The following is a 21196-nucleotide window of genomic DNA, read 5'->3' as shown; positions in this document are numbered from 1 at the left end:
TAATTGAGAAGCTTATTTTGCTGTTTCGATATAATCTTGAAGTTCGTTTAAGATTTGCTCAGCGCCTTCTTTGCTTAAGATGATTTTACCTTCAGCTAAAGAAAGGTTACCGTCAGATACTTCACCAGTTACTTGGCAAGTCATGTTTGGTTTATATTTTTTTAAGATGATTTTCTCGTCATCAACATAGATTTCAAGAGCATCCTTTTCTGCAATACCTAAAGTACGGCGTAATTCGATTGGAATTACTACACGACCTAATTCATCAACTTTACGAACAATACCAGTAGATTTCATAATTTTTTTCCTCCTAAATAAATAGTTTATAAGTTTCGAGTCTATTTTTAGATTCGTCATTTTTCGACAAAATACCCTATGGACATATGATACCAATCATTTACATTTCCGTCAATTCTTAAATTCTATATTTTTTAAAAAGATTTATAGATTTCTTATATATAATAGATTGAGAGGAAATTCCACAATTATTTACATTGTTTTCTGAAAAATTAACAAATTTTAAGTGGAGATTGTATATTTTTTTGGAATATGAGCAATAGATGATAAAGATATCGAGCATTAAGAACCCAAATTCAAAATTAGGTTGGGGTAAAGAAGATAAGTGAGATTCGGGCTGCTCGTAAAAGCCCGATTGATGTGGGCTAATAATCAGTGGGGATGAACAAAAACCCCGCTGATTAAAGTTTCACTTTATATATGAGTTTTTGATATACTGTTTATAAATACATATGAGGTTATTCGGGAGGTCCAAAACAATGACAGAGGAAAATAAGTCCTTTTATATTACTACCCCAATTTATTATCCAAGTGGAAAATTACACATTGGACATGCTTATACGACAGTAGCAGGAGATGCAATGGCACGATATAAGCGTATGCAAGGATACAATGTTCATTATTTAACAGGAACTGATGAGCATGGACAGAAAATCCAAAAAAAAGCAGAAGAATTAAATATTACACCACAAGCATATGTGGATAATATTGTTGCAGGAATTAAAGAACTTTGGGAGAAGATGGATATCTCTTATGATGATTTTATTCGTACAACTGAAGATCGTCATAAAGATGTTGTTGAAAAAATCTTTAAGCAACTAGTAGATCAAGGTGATATTTATCTTGATGAATATGAAGGTTGGTATTCTGTACAAGATGAGACATTCTATACGGAGCATCAATTAGTAGATCCAATTATGGAAGGTGACAAAGTAGTTGGAGGAAAAAGTCCAGATAGTGGTCATGATGTAGAACTTGTTCGTGAAGAATCATATTTCTTTAGAATGGGTAAATATGTCGACAGACTATTAAAATTCTATGAAGATAATCCACATTTCATTCAGCCAGAGTCTCGTAAGAATGAAATGATTAATAACTTCATTAAACCAGGCTTAGAAGATTTAGCAGTTTCTCGTACTTCATTTGACTGGGGAGTTCGTGTTCCAGGTAATCCGAAACACGTTATTTACGTATGGGTTGACGCATTATCTAACTACATTACAGCATTAGGTTATGGAACAGAAAATGAAGAGATGTATAAGAAATTCTGGCCGGCAGATGTGCATTTAGTTGGAAAAGAAATCGTTCGTTTCCATACAATTTATTGGCCAATCATTTTAATGGCATTAGATTTACCTCTTCCGAAAAAAGTCTTTGCTCATGGCTGGATTTTAATGAAGGATGGAAAGATGAGTAAGTCAAAAGGAAACGTAGTAGATCCAGTTACATTGATCGATCGTTACGGATTAGATGCATTACGTTATTACTTACTTCGTGAAGTTCCATTCGGATCTGACGGTGTATTCACACCAGAAGGATTTGTGGAGCGTATTAATTTCGATCTAGCAAATGACTTAGGTAACTTATTAAATCGTACAGTAGCTATGATTGATAAGTACTTTAACGGAGAAATCCCTGCATTTAAAGCGAATGTAACGGAATTTGATGAAACGTTAGTAACGTTTGCAAAAGATACATTGAAAAAAGTAGAAGAGGCAATGGAGAATATGGAGTTCTCTGTAGCGTTAGGATCTATTTGGCAATTGGTTAGTCGTACGAACAAATATATTGATGAAACACAACCATGGGTATTAGCGAAAGATGAGAATGATCGTGAAAAGTTAGCTTCTGTAATGGCTCATTTAGCAGAAGTACTTCGTCAAACAGGTATTATGCTTATGCCATTCTTAACAGTAGCACCAAGCAAGATGTTCGCTCAGCTTGGCCTTACTGATGAGGCTCATAAATCTTGGGAAAGTCTATCTACAATTGGCTGTATTCCAGCTGGAACAAAAGTAGAAAAAGGAAACCCAATTTTCCCTCGCTTAGAAATGGAAGTGGAAGTAGAGTACATTAAGGAACAAATGAAAAGCTCTGCTCCTAAAGTAGAAGAGAAAAAAGAAGAAGAACCGAAGGCAGAAGAAATTACAATTGATGATTTCTTTAAAGTAGAATTACGCGTAGCTGAAGTACTATCTGCTGAACCTGTGAAAAAAGCAGACAAGTTGTTAAAAATTCAACTAGACTTAGGCACAGAAAAGCGTCAAGTTGTTTCTGGAATTGCGAAATTCTATTCGCCAGAGGACCTAAAAGGTAAAAAGGTTATTTGTGTAACAAACTTAAAACCTGTAAAATTACGCGGTGAATTATCGCAAGGTATGATTTTAGCGGGTGAAGAGAATGGCGTATTGTCATTAGCATCAATTGATCAAAATCTACCAAATGGTACAAAAATCAAGTAATTAAGACAAGAAAAGAGATGTTTCACGTGTAACATGTGTGAAGCGTCTTTTTTCTTTTTACACTCTCTATTTTTGCATTAAGATTGTAGTATTGTTATCGTTAAGTTATTAAAGAACTTATTTTTGTAGAATAAACTTGATTTCAATATAAAAGGAGTTATGTATTATGTTGTTTGATACACATTCACATTTGAATGCAGAGCAATTCGAAGAAGATTTGCAAGAAGTTATTGCCCGAATGAAAGAAGCGGGAGTTACTTATACAGTTGTTGTTGGTTTTGATGAAGTAACGATAAAAAAGGCGATGGAATTAGCTGAAGCCTATGATTTTATTTACGCTGCGGTTGGATGGCATCCAGTTGATGCAATTGACATGACAGAAGAACATTTAGCTTGGTTAGAAGAACTTGCTTCTCATCCTAAAGTCGTTGCACTTGGAGAAATGGGTTTAGATTATCACTGGGATAAGTCTCCAAAAGAAATACAGAAAGAAGTATTCCGTAAACAAATTACATTAGCTAAAAAAGTGAAATTGCCGATTATTATACATAACCGCGATGCAACTCAAGATATTGTTGATATTCTAGAAGAAGAGAATGCAGCTGAAGTAGGAGGCATTATGCATTGCTTTAGCGGCAGCGTAGAAGTAGCAGAGCGATGTGTTGATATGAACTTTTTAATTTCGTTAGGCGGACCAGTTACATTTAAAAATGCTAAGAAGCCGAAAGAGGTTGCTACGGAGATTCCATTAGAGAAATTGTTAATAGAGACGGATTGTCCGTATCTAACGCCGCATCCATTTCGAGGGAAACGAAATGAACCGAGTTATGTAAAACTCGTAGCAGAAGAAATTGCGAATTTAAAAGGAATTTCTTATGAGGAAGTAGCAGAAATGACAACCAAAAATGCAAAATTTTTATTTGGTGTTGAATAAAAAAGAATGGGGAAACCTGTTCTTTTTTATTTTGAAAAAACACTAGTAGAAGTGATGAAGAAAATAAATGTGAATGATGAAGTGTTACAATAAGGACAGAGAACAAAGATTTTTCTATTCTATTTTTTAAAATATAAGAATGGGGAAAATAATAATGGAAAAGTCGTCATTTTTTTGTTTTACTAAGTAGAGACGAAACGAGTGTGGAGGCAAGCATGAAAATAAAAGAGATTATCGTTGTAGAAGGTAAAGATGATACAGTTGCGATTAAGCGTGCTGTTGATGCGGATACAATTGAAACGAACGGTTCAGCAATCGGTGATCATGTTATTGAGCAAGTTAAATTAGCGCAACAAAAAAGGGGCGTTATTATTTTCACGGATCCGGATTATCCTGGAGAGCGTATTCGAAAAATTATTTCTGACAAGGTTCCCGGCTGTAAGCATGCCTTTTTACCGAAGGAAGAAGCGCTTGCTAAAAGGAAAAAGGGAGTTGGGATCGAACATGCTTCTAATGAGTCGATCCGCCGTGCTCTAGAGAATATACATGAAGAAATGGAAGTTTATACAAGTGAAATTAGTTGGAGTGATTTAGTCGATGCAGGCTTAGTGGGCGGAGAAATGGCAAAGAGCCGCAGAGAAAAAATGGGTAAGCTATTAAAGATTGGTTATACAAATGCAAAACAGTTACATAAACGATTACAGATGTTTCAAGTTTCAAAGGAATCATTTGGAGAAGCTTATAAGCAAGTAATACAGGAGGAAAAAAAATGAAGGATATCGCAACGCCAAATCGTACAAAAGACATTGTTGAAAAGTATGGATTTTCATTCAAAAAAAGTTTAGGACAAAACTTTTTAATTGATACAAATGTATTAAATCGTATTGTCGATCATGCTGAAATTGGTTCAGAAAGTGGTGCAATTGAAATTGGACCAGGTATCGGTGCATTAACAGAGCAATTAGCGAAGCGTGCTAAAAAAGTAGTGGCTTTTGAAATTGATCAAAGACTATTACCAATTTTAGATGAGACGTTAGCACCATATGGTAACGTTACAGTTATTAATAAAGACGTACTAAAAGCGGATGTACATGAAGTATTTAATGAGCAATTTGAAGAAGGGCAAGATGTAATGGTAGTAGCTAACTTGCCATACTATATTACAACGCCAATTTTATTTAAATTGCTTGAAGAAAAGTTACCAGTTCGTGGATTTGTTGTTATGATGCAAAAAGAAGTTGGAGATCGTTTAGCTGCTAAACCTGGAACGAAAGAGTATGGTTCTTTATCGATTGCCATTCAGTATTATACAGAAGTTGAAACAGTTATGACTGTACCGCGTACAGTGTTTGTACCACAGCCAAATGTTGATTCTGCAATTATTCGCCTTCTAAAGCGTCCGAAACCGGTTGTAGAGGTGACAGATGAAACATTCTTCTTTGAAGTAGTACGAGCAAGTTTCGCACAGCGCCGTAAAACTTTAATGAATAATTTATCAAATAATTTAAATGGTTTCCCGAAAGATAAGGAATTATTGGATCGAATTTTAACAGAAGTAGGAATTGATCCAAAGCGAAGAGGCGAAACGCTATCTATTGAAGAGTTTGCAACATTAAGTAATGCATTGGTTCTTCATAAATTATCATAAGAATATGAAAGGGACAGTTCAACTTGAACTGTCCCTTTTGTCACCTTTCTCCCTCTAAATTCATATTTTAAAAACAGGTAAGATGGCCTAATGAGTTTGGAGGTAGGAGAATGGCTTTACATGTTGGAGAATTAGTGGAACGATATTCTCATAAGAGGGATATTCTTTTTCGTATTATAGAAATAAAAGGCGAGATAGCTATATTGTTTGGAGAGGAAATTAGACTGGTGGCGGATGCGCCACTTGAAGATTTAATTAGTATAGATCAACGAGAACATAAAAAAAGGGTGAAGCGTGAGAAAGAAACAATGGAGCGCACGTATCGTTTGTTTCAACAAGATTATGTGTTAATGAAACAAAGGCATGAACATACTTCAACTGGTGGATACACAAGTGAGGTGAATTATTTTCAAATGCCGGGACGTGTATTGCATATAGATGGAGACCCTTTATATTTGCGCAAGTGCTTAGACTTATATAACAAAATTGGCGTTCCTGTACAAGGTATTCATTGTAAAGAAACGGAGATGCATGAAAAAGTAGTAGACTTAATAGATCACTTTCGCCCAGACATTCTCGTTATTACGGGGCATGATGCATATACAAAATCGAAAGGAGTGAAGGGAGATTTAGCGGCATATAGGCATTCAAGGCATTTTGTACAGGCTGTTCGAGAAGTGCGAAAAAAATATCCATCATTGGATCAACTTGTTATTTTTGCTGGGGCATGTCAATCGCACTTTGAGGCACTAATTCGTGCAGGGGCCAATTTCGCTAGTTCACCATCTAGAATTAATATTCATGCACTAGATCCCGTATATGTAGTTGGTAAAATTAGTTTTACTTCATTTATGGAGAGAGTCAATGTATGGGATGTCGTACGTAATACAATTACTGGTGAAAAGGGACTAGGTGGAATTGAAACGAGAGGGATTTTACGAACGGGATTACCTTTTCAACATTACGAAGAGTAAGCAGGGTACATATGTATCTTGCTTTTTTGTATGGAAGGATTTAAATGAATTTGGATAAAAAGAGGCAAGAACGTACAGACTACGTAATGATACTTTTACAATATAGTATTTCTTCTATCTATTCAAACGCAAGATGATATTAGCTGTGAATCGCGGTTAATAATTAGGATAGATATATAGTGCTTTAAGTGTTCAATCTAAATTACAGCGAGGTGTAGCGAAGTATATGTCAAAACGTTTAGATGAAATTAAAAGCGAATTAGATCACCATCTTGGACAGCGACTTATGTTAAAAGCAAATAGTGGAAGAAGAAAAACTGTGGAGCAATCAGGTGTACTAGCAGAAACATACCGTTCTGTTTTTGTTGTACAATTGGATCAACAAGAAGATGCGTTGCAACGTGTATCTTATAGTTATGCAGATGTTTTAACAGAGACAGTAGAGTTAACATTTTATGGAGACCCTCATAATGAGGTCATTTTATAATCCATATATCATTACATATATTCCCATAAATGAAAAGCTATATTATTTTGCATACTAACTATACCGTAGCAAAATAAGGAGGGACTCTGCATTGAGTAGACGAAGAGGTGTCATGTCAAACCAATTTAAAGAAGAGCTAGCAAAAGAGCTTGGCTTTTATGATGTTGTTCAGAAAGAAGGATGGGGCGGAATTCGTGCGAAAGATGCTGGTAACATGGTGAAACGTGCTATAGAAATTGCAGAACAGCAATTAATGAAACGAAACCAGTAGTTGTAAGATACTTTCTATGCTACGGTAGCCGAGGAGACATTCCTCGGCTTTTTGTACTCTAAAAGGTGCCATCATTTTACATAAGTAGTTTCATTCTGAATGCTTTTCGTTATAATTAGGGAAGTGTCATCGTCTTACTATAAATTTATGGTAAAATAAACGATAAAAGATTGAGTACATAGAGTGGGTGAATAGATTGAAGCTACTAGTGAAAGCACCAGCAAAGATTAATCTGTCGTTAGATGTACTGGGAAAAAGACAAGACGGATATCATGAAGTGAAAATGATTATGACAACCATTGATTTAGCAGATCGTCTAGAACTAACGGAATTAGCAGAAGACCGTATTGAAATTTTATCCCATAATCGGTATGTCCCAGACGACCAACGAAATTTAGCTTATCAGGCAGCGAAATTATTAAAAGAGAAGTTTAATGTAAAAAAAGGTGTATCTATTACTATTGAAAAAACGATTCCAGTAGCAGCTGGATTAGCAGGTGGAAGTAGTGATGCAGCAGCGACATTACGTGGTCTTAATAAATTATGGAATTTAGGGCTTACAATTGATGAGTTAGCAGAGCTTGGCGCAGAAATTGGATCAGATGTATCGTTCTGTGTATACGGCGGCACAGCAATTGCCACTGGAAGAGGAGAGAAAATTGAGCATATAAAGACTCCGCCTTCTTGTTGGGTTATTTTAGCGAAACCACATATAGGTGTATCTACTGCTGATGTGTATGGAAATTTAAAGTTAAATCGAGTTACACATCCAAATGTAGATAAAATGGTTGATGTCATAAATTCTGGAGATTATAAAGGGATTTGTGATACTGTTGGTAACGTTTTAGAAGATGTAACATTTGGAATGCATCCTGAAGTTGCACGTATTAAATCACAGATGAAGCGATTCGGAGCGGATGCTGTATTGATGAGTGGAAGTGGTCCAACTGTATTTGGACTTGTACACCATGATTCTCGAATGCATCGCATTTATAACGGGTTAAAAGGATTTTGTGAACAGGTCTATGCGGTACGTTTATTAGGAGAGCGAGAAACGCTTGAATAAAGACGTATAATACGTTATGATTTGTTTAGAATATTCGTGATTTGAGGTGAGAGTATGAAAATTAGAAGAAGTACAAGATTAGTCGATATGACTTATTACTTGCTACAAAACCCTCGTCAGCTAGTATCTCTCACTTTTTTTGCTGAAAGGTATCAATCGGCTAAGTCTTCCATTAGTGAAGATTTAGTTATTATTAAGCAAACGTTTGAACAACAAGGGGTCGGCACATTGCAAACGATACCAGGAGCAGCAGGAGGAGTGAAATATATACCGTATATAAGTGAAGAAGAGGCAGATCTAATTATTGATGAGCTTTGTGGCTTATTTGAAAATCCAGATCGTATTTTGCCTGGCGGTTACTTATACATGACAGATTTATTGAGTAATCCTCGCCATATTAATGGCGCAGGTCGTTTGTTTGCTTCTGTTTTTGCTAGGCAATCAATTGATGCGGTTATGACGGTGGCAACGAAAGGGATTCCACTTGCTTATGCAGTGGCAAATTACTTAGATGTACCAGTTGTAATTGCAAGGAAAGATAATAAGGTAACAGAAGGTCCGACTGTTAGTATTAACTATGTGTCGGGTTCTTCTAAACGAATTCAAACAATGACATTAGCAAAACGCAGCCTTCCAGAAGGATCGAATGTTTTAATTATTGATGACTTCATGAAAGCTGGTGGAACGATTCAAGGTATGATGAGTATGTTAGAAGAGTTCAAGGCTAATGTTGTTGGTATTGGTGTATTAGTAGAATCCACAGATATTGAAGAACGACTAATTAATAATTTTGTATCATTAATTCGTCTATCGGAAGTTGATGTGAAAGAAAAAACGATTCAAGTGGAAAAAGGGAATTATTCTCTTGCACCATTTGATGAAGGGCTTGTAGAGGCTGAATAAAAGGTAGAGCAGATAGCTCTATCTTTTTTTATTTTATTTATAGATTATAAAATAGATGGACAAACTGCCTTTCGTACACTATTTTTAAAGAGTAAAATAAATAATAAAAGGGTTGAAAAGTATGAAAGTTGTTCAAACAAGCAAGGCACCACAAGCGATTGGACCTTACTCACAAGGGATTATTGTAAATAATATGTTTTATAGCTCAGGACAAATTCCATTAACGGAAAATGGGGAGCTTGTAACAGGAGATGTAACAGTACAAACAGAACAAGTATTTCAAAATTTACAAGCGGTATTAGAGGAAGCAGGTGCTTCATTTGATACAGTCGTAAAAACAACAGTATTTTTAAAGGACATGGATGATTTTAATGCAGTGAATGAAGTATATAGCTCTTATTTCTCTACTCATAAACCAGCTCGATCTTGTGTGCAAGTAGCAAAATTACCGAAAGATGTTTCCGTTGAAATTGAAGTAATCGCCCTAGTTAAGTAACCTTTTGTAAGCGATAACCTCCACTAATCTCTATATTCAACTACATTAAAAATTTTTATCTTAAAAATTTTTAAAAAATTAAAGGGAAAATAGAAAATTTGTGGAATTTATACAAATATATCGCTTATTTAGAAAAGGGTGGTGAACACAAGATGGAAGTGACTGACGTAAGATTACGCCGCGTAAACACAGAAGGCCGCATGAGAGCAATTGCCTCTATTACTTTGGACCATGAATTTGTTGTTCATGATATTCGTGTAATTGATGGTAATAATGGATTATTTGTAGCAATGCCAAGTAAACGTACTCCAGATGGAGAGTTCCGTGACATTGCACATCCGATTAATTCTGGTACACGCTCTAAAATTCAAGATGCGGTTTTAACAGAGTATCATCGTTTAGGCGAGTTAGAAGAGGTTGAGTTTGAAGAAGCAGGTGCTTCGTAAAATTCGAATGAAAAGGGCTTTGACGAAAAGCCTTATAATTTTGTAGCAAACTCCTGTAAGCATTTACAGGAGTTTGTTTTTTTTACTTTATATTTGTAAATTTCATAATTCATTAATATAAAAAGAAGAAACTACTAATTTTTTCAAAATCATTTTAAATAGTATAGCTTATTTCTTAAAAAAGATACTAAAGAGTAAAACATCTTATAAGAATTATGGTAAAATTTAATAGTTAAAATGTGTTTCTTGAAATATATGATGATTTAGGATAATATCTTTAATGGATAAATAGGTTGCGATGGAGGGTCTATATGTCAAACAGATTTGCAGTGATTCTAGCTGCAGGTAAAGGCACACGTATGAAGTCTAAGCTATACAAAGTGCTGCATCCTGTATGTGGAAAACCCATGGTACAACACGTAGTCGATCAAGTATCTCAATTAGGATTGCAGAAACTTGTAACGGTTGTTGGACATGGTGCTGAAATGGTACAAGAACAGCTAGGAAACGTAAGTGAGTTTGCATTACAAGCAGAACAACTTGGTACAGCACATGCTGTAGATCAAGCTGCAAGTGTACTTGCAAATGAAGAAGGAACAACTTTAGTTATTTGTGGTGATACGCCGCTAATAACTGCTGAAACGATGGAAGCATTACTTCAGCAACATAAAGAAGCAGGAGCAATGGCGACGGTGCTAACAGCGTACATAGAAGAACCTGCTGGATATGGCCGTATTGTTCGTAATGAGAATGGTCATGTTGAAAAGATTGTTGAGCATAAAGATGCAAATGAGAAAGAATTAGCTATTAAAGAAATCAATACAGGTACGTATTGTTTTGATAATAAGGCTTTATTTGCTTCACTTTCTAAAGTTTCAAATGATAACGTACAAGGTGAATATTACCTTCCAGATGTTATTGAGATTTTAAAAAATGAAGGTCATATCGTATCAGCTTATCAAACAGAGCAGTTCGATGAAACGTTAGGTGTTAACGACAGAGTCGCTCTATCGCAAGCGGAAATTATTATGAAAAACCGTATCAACCGAAAGAACATGGTAAATGGTGTTACAATTATTGATCCAAGTAACACTTATATTTCTGCTGATGCAATTATCGGTAGTGATACAGTTCTTCATCCAGGAACAATTATTGAGGGGAACACTGTAATTGGTTCTGATTGTGAAATTGGACCGCATACAGTAATTCGTGATAGTGAAATTGGAGATCGTACGACAATTCGTCAATCTACTGTACATGATAGTAAACTTGGTACAGAAGTATCGGTTGGTCCATTTGCACATATTCGCCCAGATTCAGTTATTGGAGACGAAGTACGCGTTGGAAACTTCGTGGAAATCAAAAAAACTGTCTTTGGTAATAGAAGTAAAGCTTCACACTTGAGTTATATCGGGGATGCACAAGTTGGAGAAGACGTGAATCTTGGTTGTGGTTCAATTACGGTGAACTATGACGGTAAGAATAAATTCAAAACTGTGATTGGTAATGGGGTATTTATTGGATGTAATTCAAACCTTGTTGCTCCAGTAACAGTTGAAGATGGTGCTTATGTGGCAGCAGGCTCTACAATTACAGAGAATGTTCCATCAAAAGCATTATCGGTAGCACGTGCACGTCAAGTTAACAAAGAAGACTATGTTGATCAATTGCTGAATAAGAAAAAATCATAATGTGGAGGGTTAATCTAGATGTCGACTCAATATCTAAATTCTAATTTGAAAGTATTCTCTTTAAACTCTAATAAGGAACTTGCTGAGCAGATTGCAAAGCATATTGGAGTAGGACTAGGAAAATGTTCTGTTGATCGTTTTAGTGATGGAGAAGTTCAAATTAACATTGAAGAAAGTATCCGTGGTTGCGATGTATTCATTATTCAATCTACAAGCTTCCCAGTAAACGAACATATCATGGAATTACTTATTATGATCGATGCATTAAAACGTGCATCTGCGAAAACAATTAATATTGTTATTCCTTATTATGGTTATGCGCGTCAAGACCGTAAAGCGCGTTCTCGTGAACCAATTACATCGAAACTTGTAGCAAACTTGCTTGAAACAGCAGGTGCAACTCGTGTAATCACTCTAGATTTACATGCTCCACAAATTCAAGGGTTCTTTGATATCCCAATCGACCACTTAATGGGTGTACCGATTCTTTCTGATTACTTTGAAACAAAAGGTCTTAAAGATATCGTAATCGTGTCTCCTGATCATGGTGGTGTAACTCGTGCAAGAAAAATGGCAGATCGTCTAAAAGCGCCAATCGCTATTATTGATAAGCGTCGCCCTCGCCCGAACGTATCAGAGGTAATGAACATTATCGGTAATATTGAAGGCAAAACAGCGATTTTAATTGATGACATCATTGATACAGCTGGTACAATTACATTAGCAGCAAACGCTCTTGTTGAGAACGGTGCTTCTGAAGTATATGCTTGCTGTACACACCCAGTATTATCTGGTCCAGCAATTGAACGTATTCAAAATTCAAATATTAAAGAGTTAGTTGTAACGAACTCTATCGTATTACCGGAAGAGAAGAAAATCGACAAAGTACATGAACTTTCAGTTGCTCCATTAATCGGAGAAGCAATCATTCGTGTATACGAAGAAGAATCTGTGAGTGTATTATTCAATTAATTGGATAGAATGAGACGTAACCAAAATTGGTTACGTCTTTTCGTATCGAAAAAAGAAAGTAGTGGTACAAGAATGAAATTGATAGTAGGACTTGGGAACCCAGGTAGAGAATATGAATTAACAAGGCATAATATTGGATTTATGGCCATTGATGAACTTGCGAAGCGTTGGAACATTTCTTTGAATGAACAAAAATTTAAAGGTGTATTTGGTGCAGGGTTTGTTAATGGAGAAAAGGTAATCTTATTAAAGCCGCTAACATATATGAATTTATCTGGAGAAAGTATTCGTCCACTCATGGATTATTATAAAATTGATGTTGAGGACTTCGTTGTTATGTACGACGATTTAGACATTCCTGTAGGTAAATTGCGTCTTCGCATGAAAGGTAGTGCTGGTGGACATAATGGTGTAAAGTCAACGATTTCACACCTAGGAACACAAGAATTTCAACGTATCCGTATGGGAATTGATCGCCCGAAAAATGGAATGAAGGTAGTCGATTATGTATTAGGACGCTTTACATCTGAAGAGATTCCGGATGTTAACCATTCTATTGAAAAAGCAGCGGATGCATGTGAAGAGTGGCTAAATAAGCCTTTTCTCCAAATCATGAATACTTTCAATAGTTAAAAATGAGATTAGGAATATTTCTTTTTTGTTTTACCCATACTAGTAGTAATTTAATTTTTAGGAGGCTAGTATGGAAGGGTATTATTATTGCAGACACTGCGGAGGTAATGTAGGCTCCATTAACGCAGAAAAAGTATATAGCGACGTTTTATTTCAACTAACAGAGCAAGAAGTAGTAGAGATGATTCATTTTCATGAGAATGGAAATATATATATAAAAACGATTTGTGAATCGTGTCAAGAAACGCTCGCATCTTATCCTGAGTATTATGAATATGAAAAATTTCTGCAATAAAATGTTGTCGCTTTGGCATGTCCAAAGCATTTTTCTGTTTTCCTTTTCCGAAATATTTGCATAAAATAGAATGGCTTGCTCTTTATGTTGAGAGGAGTTTTAAAAATGATAGGTTTATTAGAGCAATTTTATAAAAATAAAGAGATACAATCAGTTATTAATGGATTAGAAGATGGGTTAAAGGAACAACTTATATCAGGGATGGCAACGTCTTCTCGTTCATTATTAATGGCGGCTTTATATAAAAAAACAAAAAAATCACAATTAATCGTGACACATAACTTATACCAAGCGCAAAAAGTACATGAAGATTTAGTGGCGTTACTTGGTGAAAAAGATGTGTGGCTATATCCAGTGAATGAACTTATAGCATCGGAAATTGGGGTTGCAAGTCCAGAATTGAAGGCGCAACGTATAGAAGTGTTAAATCGCTTGGCTGCTGGAGAGAATGGAATCATTGTAGCTCCAGTGGCAGGATTGCGTAGATTTTTACCAATAAAAGAATTGTGGAAGCAAAAGCAAGTTGAAATCAATCTAGGGCAAGAGATTGATTTAGATGCGCTCTTGCATACTTTACATCATATTGGCTATGAACGTAAGTCGATGGTAGAAGCTCCAGGGGAGTTCAGTTTGCGCGGGGGAATATTAGATATTTATCCTTTAACTGAAGAACTACCATTTCGTATTGAATTCTTCGATACAGAAGTCGATTCTATTCGATTATTTGATGTGGATGAACAGCGTTCTCAAGGAAAAAAAGAAAGCGTTAAGTTTGGTCCGGCAACAGAGTTTTTATTTTCACAGGAAGAATTAAAATCAGGAATTCAGCATCTTGAAGAAGGTTTGACTAAGACGATGCAAAAACTTTCTGATGATAAACTAAAGACTACAGTACTTGAGACGGTAAGTCATGAAATTGAGATGTTGAAAAACGGGCAAAGTATAGAACAGATGTTTAAATACTTATCTATTTTCTATAAAGAACCTGCTAGTCTGATAGATTATTTACCAGAAGACGGTGTTGTAATTTTAGATGAGATTTCCCGTATTCAAGAAACAGCATCACATCTGGAAACAGAAGAGGCGGAATGGTATATATCACTTCTTGGTGAAGGAACAATTATTCAAGATTTATCTTTCTCTCACGCATTCGAGGGATTTCTTCATCATAAAAAAAGAAATTTTGTATATTTAACGTTATTCTTGCGTCATATTGCACACACACATCCGCAAAATATTGTGAATGTAACATGTAAAACAATGCAAGATTTCCATGGACAGATGAATTTGTTAAAAACAGAAATTGATAGATGGAATGAAGGGCATTTTACGACTGTTGTACTTGGAACAGATGATGAACGTGTGAAAAAATTACAACATATTTTAAGTGATTATGATATTGAGGCAGATATTGTGGAAGGTACAGATATCTTATTGCCTGGAAGGTTACAAATTGCTGTAGGTGATTTACATGCAGGATTTGAAATGCCGATGCAAAAGCTTGTTGTCATTACTGAAAAGGAGCTTTTTCATAAGAAAGTTAAAAAATCACAACGTAAACAAAAGTTATCGAATGCTGAACGTATTAAAAGTTATTCGGAATTAAAAGTTGGAGATTATGTAGTTCATGTAAATCATGGTATAGGTAAATTTTTAGGTATTGAGACATTAGAGATTAATGGTGTTCATAAAGATTATTTAAATATTAAATATCAAGGTAATGATAAGTTATACGTTCCAATTGAACAAATTGATCAAGTCCAAAAATATGTAGGGTCTGAAGGTAAGGATCCAAAAGTTTACAAATTAGGTGGTAATGATTGGAAGAAGGTTAAAACGAAAGTTGAAAAATCTGTACAAGACATTGCGGATGACCTAATTAAACTATATGCTGAACGCGAAGCTTCAAAAGGCTATGCATATACGCCAGATACAGCAGAACAACAAGAGTTCGAATCATCTTTCCCATATCAAGAGACAGAGGATCAGTTACGTTCTATTGACGAGATTAAAAAAGATATGGAACGCGGACGCCCGATGGATAGGCTCCTTTGTGGTGATGTAGGGTATGGAAAGACTGAAGTGGCTATTCGTGCGGCATTTAAAGCAATTATGGATGAAAAACAAGTTGCAATTTTAGTACCGACAACGATTCTTGCGCAGCAACACTATGAAACAATTCGAGAGCGTTTTCAAGATTATCCAATCAATATAGGATTATTAAGTAGATTCCGTACGAGAAAACAACAAAATGAAACGATTAAGGGTTTAAAGGATGGCACAATAGATATTGTAATCGGAACACATCGTATTTTATCTAAAGATGTTACTTATAAAGATTTAGGGCTTCTTATTATTGATGAAGAACAAAGATTTGGTGTGACGCATAAAGAGAAAATTAAACAATTGAAGGCGAATGTTGACGTATTAACATTAACGGCAACTCCGATTCCACGGACGCTTCATATGTCTATGCTTGGTGTGCGCGACTTATCTGTTATTGAGACACCGCCAGAAAATCGTTTCCCAGTCCAAACGTATGTAGTAGAGTATAATCCAGCATTAATGCGAGAGGCGATAGAGCGAGAGCTTGCAAGAGGCGGTCAAATTTACTTCCTATATAACCGTGTAGAGGATATTGAAAGAAAAGCAGATGAAATTTCGATGTTAGTTCCAGATGCCCGTGTAACATACGCACATGGGAAAATGAACGAAAGTGAATTAGAGTCTGTTATGCTATCATTTTTAGAAGGACAGCATGATGTTCTTGTAAGTACAACAATTATTGAGACGGGTGTAGATATTCCGAATGTAAATACGTTAATTGTATTTGATGCAGATCGTATGGGATTATCACAGTTGTATCAGCTTCGTGGGCGTGTTGGACGTTCTAATCGTGTTGCATATGCATACTTTGCCTATAAACGTGACAAAGTGCTGTCAGAGGTTGCAGAGAAGCGTCTGCAAGCAATTAAAGAGTTCACGGAACTTGGATCTGGTTTCAAAATTGCGATGAGAGATTTATCTATTCGTGGAGCAGGTAATTTGTTAGGGGCAGAGCAGCATGGATTTATTGATTCTGTCGGATTTGATCTATATTCTCAAATGTTAAAAGATGCAATTGAACAGCGTAGAGGAACAGATGGGGCTGAAAATACAGTTAATGTTGAAATTGACTTAGAGGTAGATGCATACTTACCAGATGCTTATATTTCAGATAGTAAGCAAAAAATTATGATGTATAAACAATTTAGAGGTGTTTCTGCAATTGAGGATATTGAAGAATTGCAGGAAGAAATGATCGATAGATTCGGTGATTATCCACAAGAAGTCGGTTATTTATTACAAATTGCAAATATCAAAGTGTTGGCAATGAAAGAACAAATTGAGTTAATTAAACAGAATAAATTTGAAGTAACATTCCTGTTTTCTGAACAAGCAAGTCAAAATATTGATGGTGGAAAATTATTCATGCTTGGAAATAGTTTTGGACGTATGATCGGTTTAGGAATGGAAGGATCACAATTGAAAATTGTTATGAAAACAAATGGTTTAGAGACATCGAAGTGGTTAACAATTGCTGAAAATTTATTAAAAGGCTTACCAGATGTAAAAAAAGAAGTAATAAATGCCTAAAATAAGATAAAAAAATACAATTCGACGTGCATAGAAGAACTAATGTGTAAAATACTATGTCTAACAGTTGGTGATTTTTACATGAACAGGTAAATTCACCACTTTGATCATCAGTAGAAAGTGAGGCAGCATTAGAATGAAAGCAACTGGAATCGTACGTCGAATTGATGATTTAGGCAGGGTAGTAATCCCGAAGGAAATTCGTAGAACTTTACGTATTCGAGAAGGAGACCCACTAGAAATATTTGTTGATCGCGATGGAGAGGTAATTTTAAAGAAGTATTCTCCAATTAGTGAACTAGGTGATTTTGCAAAAGAATATGCTGAGGCTTTATATGACAGCTTAGGACATAATGTGCTTGTCTGTGATCGAGATTCTATCATCGCAGTATCAGGCGTATCGAAAAAAGAATACTTAAATAAAAGTGTTGGCGATTTAATCGAAAAAACGATGGAAGAACGAAAGTCTGTTATTATGACGGACGAAAGTGATATTTCCATTATCGATGGTGTAACAGAAAAGGTTCATTCTTATACAGTTGGACCGATTGTTGCAAACGGAGACCCGATTGGAGCTGTCATTATTTTTTCGAAAGAAGCTATTATAAGCGAAATCGAGCATAAAGCGGTTAATACTGCTGCCAGTTTCTTAGCGAAACAAATGGAACAGTAAGGGTGTATAATTTTAGAAGTAGCAATTTTTCCTAATTATGATCTTTCTTTTTGAGAAATCAATTATTTGGAGATATATGTATATTGAATGAAGGTAGCGCTTTGCTACCTTTTTTCGTTGAGTATTTTTAACGGTGCAGGAACCTATTATTACCCGTGGTGGTAAGGCAGCTTGTTCATTTCTTTATGATATAATACGAGAGGTGAGAATAGAAAAAGGAGTTTTCTTGTATGGAAGCGAAGAAGTATCAAGCCTTTTGGCGCGGGGCTATTATATTAACGATTGCAAGTTTTGTTACAAAAGTATTAAGCGCTTTTTACCGTATTCCATATCAAAATATAGCGGGTGATATTGGTTTTTATATTTACCAACAAATTTACCCGTTTTATGGATTTTGTTTAATTTTAGCTACTTATGGGTTTCCTATTATCATTTCGAAAATGGTTGCAGAACGACTAGAGCGGGGAAAACAAAAAGAAGCAGAAGAAATTATTTGTGTATCTTTTTGGTTTTTATTGGGAATTGGTTTTATAGGCTTCTTTACATTGTTTTTTGGGGCCAAAACAATTGCGATAGCTATGGGCGATATATACTTAGATAAGTTACTACGTGTTATTTCATTTTCATTCTTATTGATGCCGTTTTTGTCTGTAGCAAGAGGGTATTTTCAAGGCTTCAATAATATGATGCCAACAGCTGTTTCGCAAGTAATAGAACAAACAATTCGAGTTTCTATTATTGTATTTTTATCGCTATTCCTAATTGCTCACGGATTTGATTTATATACAGTTGGTGCAGGGGCTATGTTAGGCTCAATTGCGGGTGGACTTATTGGGATTATTGTACTTATGTTGTATATGCGTCGAGATTTTCGTTCTATATTTTTCAAAAGTGTAGCGAGAATTAAGGGCAAAAGGAGGATAATTAAAATCCTTTTTTGGCAGGGGTTAGCGATTTGTGTTAGTAATTTAGTGCTTATTTTTATACAGATGGCAGATTCAATATCCTTGTACACCTTACTTATTGGTGCGGGAGAACAGGTTGAAAGTGCAAAGGTATTAAAGGGTGTTTATGATAGAAGTATTCCGCTAATGCAATTAGGTACTGTTGTGACGACTTCTTTCTCGTTGTCACTTATTCCAATTATTACAGCGGCGAAGGAAAGAGGAGATCTTTCCTTTATTCAAGAAAAGGTAAAGTTAGCAATGAAAATAACACTTGTTATTGGACTTGCAGCAGCTATTGGACTAACTTGTATTATTCAACCTACGAATATTATGTTGTTTGAAAATAGTGATGGATCAGATGTTTTATCTATTTTATCTTTATCTATTTTATTTAGTTCGTTGTCAATTACGACGGCTTCTATTTTACAAGGGTTGGGACAAACATTTAAGCCAGCATTATTTGTTGTATTTGGAGGTTGCTTAAAGTTAGCGTTAAATTATATATTTATGCCTTATTTTGGTGTGAAAGGGGCAGCCTTTGCGACTTTGTGTGCGTTAATTATAATTTCTGGGCTAAATAGTTTGTTGCTTATGAGAGCTGTATCAGGATCGCTTATCAATAAGCGAAATATGTTAGGTGTAGTGATTAGTGGTATCTGTATGGGATTTGTATTAATGATGTTCACACGTGTGTTGCAGGTGTCTGGATTAGTAATTGATACGGAACATAGAGGAATCGCGACGCTTGAAGCGTTGCTAGGTGTAGTTGTCGGCGGATTGACATATATGTTTTTAATTTTGAAATTACGTGTATTTACAAAAAAAGAATTAGGAACCGTTATGAAACAAGAGAAAAAAGAAGGTTCATTGAAGAAGAGTGGATAGAGGTGACAGATTGTGAGTGGAATCATTACTATTTTAGGTTTAGGTGCTGGTGAATTAGATCAGCTAACGATGGGTGTATATCGAAAGATAAAAGAAGCAGATCATCTGTTTGTTAGGACGAAGGAACATCCAGTTATAGAAGAATTGGAGAAAGAAGGCGTACAATATACGGCTTTTGATGATGTATATGAAGCGCATGATACGTTTGAAATTGTATATGAAACAATTGCGAATAAATTGCTAGAACAAGCTGAAGGTACAGAAATTATCTATGCTGTTCCAGGGCATCCGCTTGTAGCAGAAAGAACAGTTCAGCTACTGTTGGAAAAAGGTGAAGATTCAAATGTTGAAGTGCGAATTGAGGGTGGACAAAGTTTCCTTGATCCTATGTTTGCAAGCCTAAAGATTGATCCAATTGAAGGATTTCAATTACTTGACGCTACATCATTTAAAAGAGGACAATTAGAATTACGTCAACATCTAATCTTTTGCCAAGTATATGATGCATTCGTTGCATCTGATGTGAAATTAACATTAATGGAGATGTTGCCGGATGATTATGAAGTGTATATCGTAACAGCTGCAGGAACTTCATTTGAACAAGTAAAGAAGGTACCGTTGTATATGTTAGATCATGAAACGGAATTGAATAATTTAACGAGTGTGTATGTGCCGCCAGTTCAGGAGCGTGCATCCTTGTATCAACAGTTCGATGTACTTAGAGAAATTATTGCAGAACTTCGAGGCCCAAATGGTTGTCCGTGGGATAAAAAGCAAACACATCAATCATTAAAGAAATATTTAATTGAGGAAGCTTATGAAGTATTGGAAGCAATTGATGAAGAGGATGATGATCACTTAGTAGAAGAATTAGGTGATATATTATTACAAGTTATGCTTCATGCTCAAATTGGAGAAGATGAAGGTTGGTTTTCTATAGATGATATCATTCGAACTCTATCTGAGAAAATGGTTCGTCGCCATCCACATGTATTTGGAAATACGGATGTAAACAATGCTGATGAAGTGATTGCCAATTGGGAAGAAATTAAAAAACAAGAAAAAGGATTCGTGAAAGAATCTGTTTTAAATGGCGTTCCAAAAAGTTTGCCGCAGTTACTACGCGCCTATGAAATTCAGAAGAAATCCGGTAAGGTTGGATTTGATTGGGTTGATGTGCAGCCTATGATAGAGAAAGCTTTGGAAGAATGGCAAGAGTTCCAACAAGAAGTTACAAACATGGATGAGGAAAAGATGCTAGGTGAGTTTGGTGATTTACTATTTGCATTTGTTAATATAGCTCGTCATTATAAAATAGATCCAGAAGAGGCGTTACGTTCAACTAATGAGAAATTTACTGGTCGTTTTTTATACATGGAGGAAAAAGTAGCTGAAATGAATAAAGAGATGGAAGATTTATCATTAGAACAGTTAGATGTTTTATGGGAAGAAGCGAAACAAACAGAGCGTTAATAGGGGG

Annotated in this window: 20 protein-coding genes; 19 read left to right on the top strand and 1 reads right to left on the bottom strand. The window is 35.5% G+C overall.

Features of this window, described 5'->3' with window-relative positions:
• Positions 1–12: 12 nt before the first annotated feature.
• The gene (locus ASE54_RS23440) at positions 13–297 is read right to left on the bottom strand and encodes an AbrB/MazE/SpoVT family DNA-binding domain-containing protein (RefSeq protein WP_000843036.1); all 285 of its coding nucleotides are present in this window, start codon (positions 295–297) and stop codon (positions 13–15) included.
• Positions 298–749: 452 nt separating this feature from the next.
• Here ASE54_RS23440 and metG point away from each other — a divergent pair, with 452 nt between their 5' ends.
• The 19 genes from metG to mazG all read left to right on the top strand — a co-directional run bounded on the left by metG (position 750) and on the right by mazG (position 21189).
• The gene (gene metG / locus ASE54_RS23435) at positions 750–2759 is read left to right on the top strand and encodes a methionine--tRNA ligase (RefSeq protein ID WP_003255999.1); all 2010 of its coding nucleotides are present in this window, start codon (positions 750–752) and stop codon (positions 2757–2759) included.
• 166 nt (positions 2760–2925) lie between these two features.
• Positions 2926–3693, top strand: a complete 768-nt coding sequence (locus ASE54_RS23430) for a TatD family hydrolase (RefSeq protein WP_000895845.1) — start codon at positions 2926–2928, stop codon at positions 3691–3693.
• A 215-nt stretch (positions 3694–3908) separates the two neighbouring features.
• Positions 3909–4466, top strand: coding sequence for a ribonuclease M5 (gene rnmV, locus ASE54_RS23425; protein WP_000692840.1), 558 nt, complete (start codon positions 3909–3911; stop codon positions 4464–4466).
• Complete coding sequence (rsmA, locus tag ASE54_RS23420; protein ID WP_000651548.1) at positions 4463–5341, top strand: 16S rRNA (adenine(1518)-N(6)/adenine(1519)-N(6))-dimethyltransferase RsmA; 879 nt, start codon at positions 4463–4465, stop codon at positions 5339–5341. Before rnmV ends, rsmA begins: the two co-directional genes overlap by 4 nt.
• Before the next feature lie 110 nt (positions 5342–5451).
• Positions 5452–6315, top strand: coding sequence for a sporulation peptidase YabG (gene yabG, locus ASE54_RS23415; RefSeq protein ID WP_001173734.1), 864 nt, complete (start codon positions 5452–5454; stop codon positions 6313–6315).
• Positions 6316–6541: 226 nt separating this feature from the next.
• A complete protein-coding gene (locus tag ASE54_RS23410; RefSeq protein ID WP_000044347.1) occupies positions 6542–6802 on the top strand; it encodes a Veg family protein in 261 nt (86 codons plus the stop codon).
• A 112-nt stretch (positions 6803–6914) separates the two neighbouring features.
• The gene (locus ASE54_RS23405) at positions 6915–7073 is read left to right on the top strand and encodes a small, acid-soluble spore protein, alpha/beta type (protein WP_000070633.1); all 159 of its coding nucleotides are present in this window, start codon (positions 6915–6917) and stop codon (positions 7071–7073) included.
• Between the two features lie 196 nt (positions 7074–7269).
• Positions 7270–8139 carry a 4-(cytidine 5'-diphospho)-2-C-methyl-D-erythritol kinase gene (gene ispE, locus ASE54_RS23400; protein ID WP_000772104.1) on the top strand — a complete coding sequence of 290 codons (870 nt, stop codon included), beginning with the start codon at positions 7270–7272 and terminating at the stop codon, positions 8137–8139.
• Between the two features lie 54 nt (positions 8140–8193).
• Positions 8194–9042 (top strand): pur operon repressor, encoded by an 849-nt coding sequence (purR, locus tag ASE54_RS23395; RefSeq protein WP_000702467.1) that lies wholly within the window; start codon positions 8194–8196, stop codon positions 9040–9042.
• A gap of 121 nt (positions 9043–9163) precedes the next feature.
• Positions 9164–9538 carry a RidA family protein gene (locus tag ASE54_RS23390; protein ID WP_000869823.1) on the top strand — a complete coding sequence of 125 codons (375 nt, stop codon included), beginning with the start codon at positions 9164–9166 and terminating at the stop codon, positions 9536–9538.
• Positions 9539–9690: 152 nt separating this feature from the next.
• Positions 9691–9984 carry a septation regulator SpoVG gene (gene spoVG / locus ASE54_RS23385; protein ID WP_000454041.1) on the top strand — a complete coding sequence of 98 codons (294 nt, stop codon included), beginning with the start codon at positions 9691–9693 and terminating at the stop codon, positions 9982–9984.
• Positions 9985–10295: 311 nt separating this feature from the next.
• Entirely contained in the window at positions 10296–11675 is a 1380-nt protein-coding gene (gene glmU, locus ASE54_RS23380) for a bifunctional UDP-N-acetylglucosamine diphosphorylase/glucosamine-1-phosphate N-acetyltransferase GlmU (protein ID WP_000071039.1), read from the top strand.
• An 18-nt stretch (positions 11676–11693) separates the two neighbouring features.
• Positions 11694–12647 (top strand): ribose-phosphate diphosphokinase, encoded by a 954-nt coding sequence (locus ASE54_RS23375; RefSeq protein ID WP_000107420.1) that lies wholly within the window; start codon positions 11694–11696, stop codon positions 12645–12647.
• A gap of 72 nt (positions 12648–12719) precedes the next feature.
• Positions 12720–13280, top strand: coding sequence for an aminoacyl-tRNA hydrolase (pth, locus tag ASE54_RS23370; protein ID WP_000767702.1), 561 nt, complete (start codon positions 12720–12722; stop codon positions 13278–13280).
• A 70-nt stretch (positions 13281–13350) separates the two neighbouring features.
• Entirely contained in the window at positions 13351–13575 is a 225-nt protein-coding gene (locus tag ASE54_RS23365; protein ID WP_000399438.1) for an anti-sigma-F factor Fin family protein, read from the top strand.
• 105 nt (positions 13576–13680) lie between these two features.
• On the top strand, positions 13681–17211 hold the full coding sequence (gene mfd, locus ASE54_RS23360) for a transcription-repair coupling factor (RefSeq protein ID WP_000579721.1): 3531 nt from the start codon (positions 13681–13683) through the stop codon (positions 17209–17211).
• Between the two features lie 136 nt (positions 17212–17347).
• Positions 17348–17884 carry a stage V sporulation protein T gene (gene spoVT / locus ASE54_RS23355; protein WP_000648306.1) on the top strand — a complete coding sequence of 179 codons (537 nt, stop codon included), beginning with the start codon at positions 17348–17350 and terminating at the stop codon, positions 17882–17884.
• 230 nt (positions 17885–18114) lie between these two features.
• Positions 18115–19716, top strand: a complete 1602-nt coding sequence (locus ASE54_RS23350) for an oligosaccharide flippase family protein (RefSeq protein ID WP_000387575.1) — start codon at positions 18115–18117, stop codon at positions 19714–19716.
• Positions 19717–19728: 12 nt separating this feature from the next.
• Positions 19729–21189 (top strand): nucleoside triphosphate pyrophosphohydrolase, encoded by a 1461-nt coding sequence (mazG, locus tag ASE54_RS23345; RefSeq protein WP_000014234.1) that lies wholly within the window; start codon positions 19729–19731, stop codon positions 21187–21189.
• The last annotated feature ends 7 nt before the right edge of the window (positions 21190–21196 follow it).

The organism is Bacillus sp. Root131 (genome assembly GCF_001429475.1).
In the GTDB taxonomy this organism is placed as follows: Bacteria; Bacillota; Bacilli; order Bacillales; family Bacillaceae_G; genus Bacillus_A; species Bacillus_A thuringiensis_S.
This window is presented reverse-complemented; position numbering and strand designations above follow the sequence as displayed.

Coding starts and splice junctions, on each gene's coding strand:
- ASE54_RS23440 (WP_000843036.1), bottom strand. CDS start 297: ATGAAATCTACTGGTATTGTTCGTAAAGTTGATGAATTAGGTCGTGTA.
- metG (WP_003255999.1), top strand. CDS start 750: ATGAGGTTATTCGGGAGGTCCAAAACAATGACAGAGGAAAATAAGTCC.
- ASE54_RS23430 (WP_000895845.1), top strand. CDS start 2,926: ATGTTGTTTGATACACATTCACATTTGAATGCAGAGCAATTCGAAGAA.
- rnmV (WP_000692840.1), top strand. CDS start 3,909: ATGAAAATAAAAGAGATTATCGTTGTAGAAGGTAAAGATGATACAGTT.
- rsmA (WP_000651548.1), top strand. CDS start 4,463: ATGAAGGATATCGCAACGCCAAATCGTACAAAAGACATTGTTGAAAAG.
- yabG (WP_001173734.1), top strand. CDS start 5,452: ATGGCTTTACATGTTGGAGAATTAGTGGAACGATATTCTCATAAGAGG.
- ASE54_RS23410 (WP_000044347.1), top strand. CDS start 6,542: ATGTCAAAACGTTTAGATGAAATTAAAAGCGAATTAGATCACCATCTT.
- ASE54_RS23405 (WP_000070633.1), top strand. CDS start 6,915: ATGTCAAACCAATTTAAAGAAGAGCTAGCAAAAGAGCTTGGCTTTTAT.
- purR (WP_000702467.1), top strand. CDS start 8,194: ATGAAAATTAGAAGAAGTACAAGATTAGTCGATATGACTTATTACTTG.
- ASE54_RS23390 (WP_000869823.1), top strand. CDS start 9,164: ATGAAAGTTGTTCAAACAAGCAAGGCACCACAAGCGATTGGACCTTAC.
- spoVG (WP_000454041.1), top strand. CDS start 9,691: ATGGAAGTGACTGACGTAAGATTACGCCGCGTAAACACAGAAGGCCGC.
- glmU (WP_000071039.1), top strand. CDS start 10,296: ATGTCAAACAGATTTGCAGTGATTCTAGCTGCAGGTAAAGGCACACGT.
- ASE54_RS23375 (WP_000107420.1), top strand. CDS start 11,694: ATGTCGACTCAATATCTAAATTCTAATTTGAAAGTATTCTCTTTAAAC.
- pth (WP_000767702.1), top strand. CDS start 12,720: ATGAAATTGATAGTAGGACTTGGGAACCCAGGTAGAGAATATGAATTA.
- ASE54_RS23365 (WP_000399438.1), top strand. CDS start 13,351: ATGGAAGGGTATTATTATTGCAGACACTGCGGAGGTAATGTAGGCTCC.
- mfd (WP_000579721.1), top strand. CDS start 13,681: ATGATAGGTTTATTAGAGCAATTTTATAAAAATAAAGAGATACAATCA.
- spoVT (WP_000648306.1), top strand. CDS start 17,348: ATGAAAGCAACTGGAATCGTACGTCGAATTGATGATTTAGGCAGGGTA.
- ASE54_RS23350 (WP_000387575.1), top strand. CDS start 18,115: ATGGAAGCGAAGAAGTATCAAGCCTTTTGGCGCGGGGCTATTATATTA.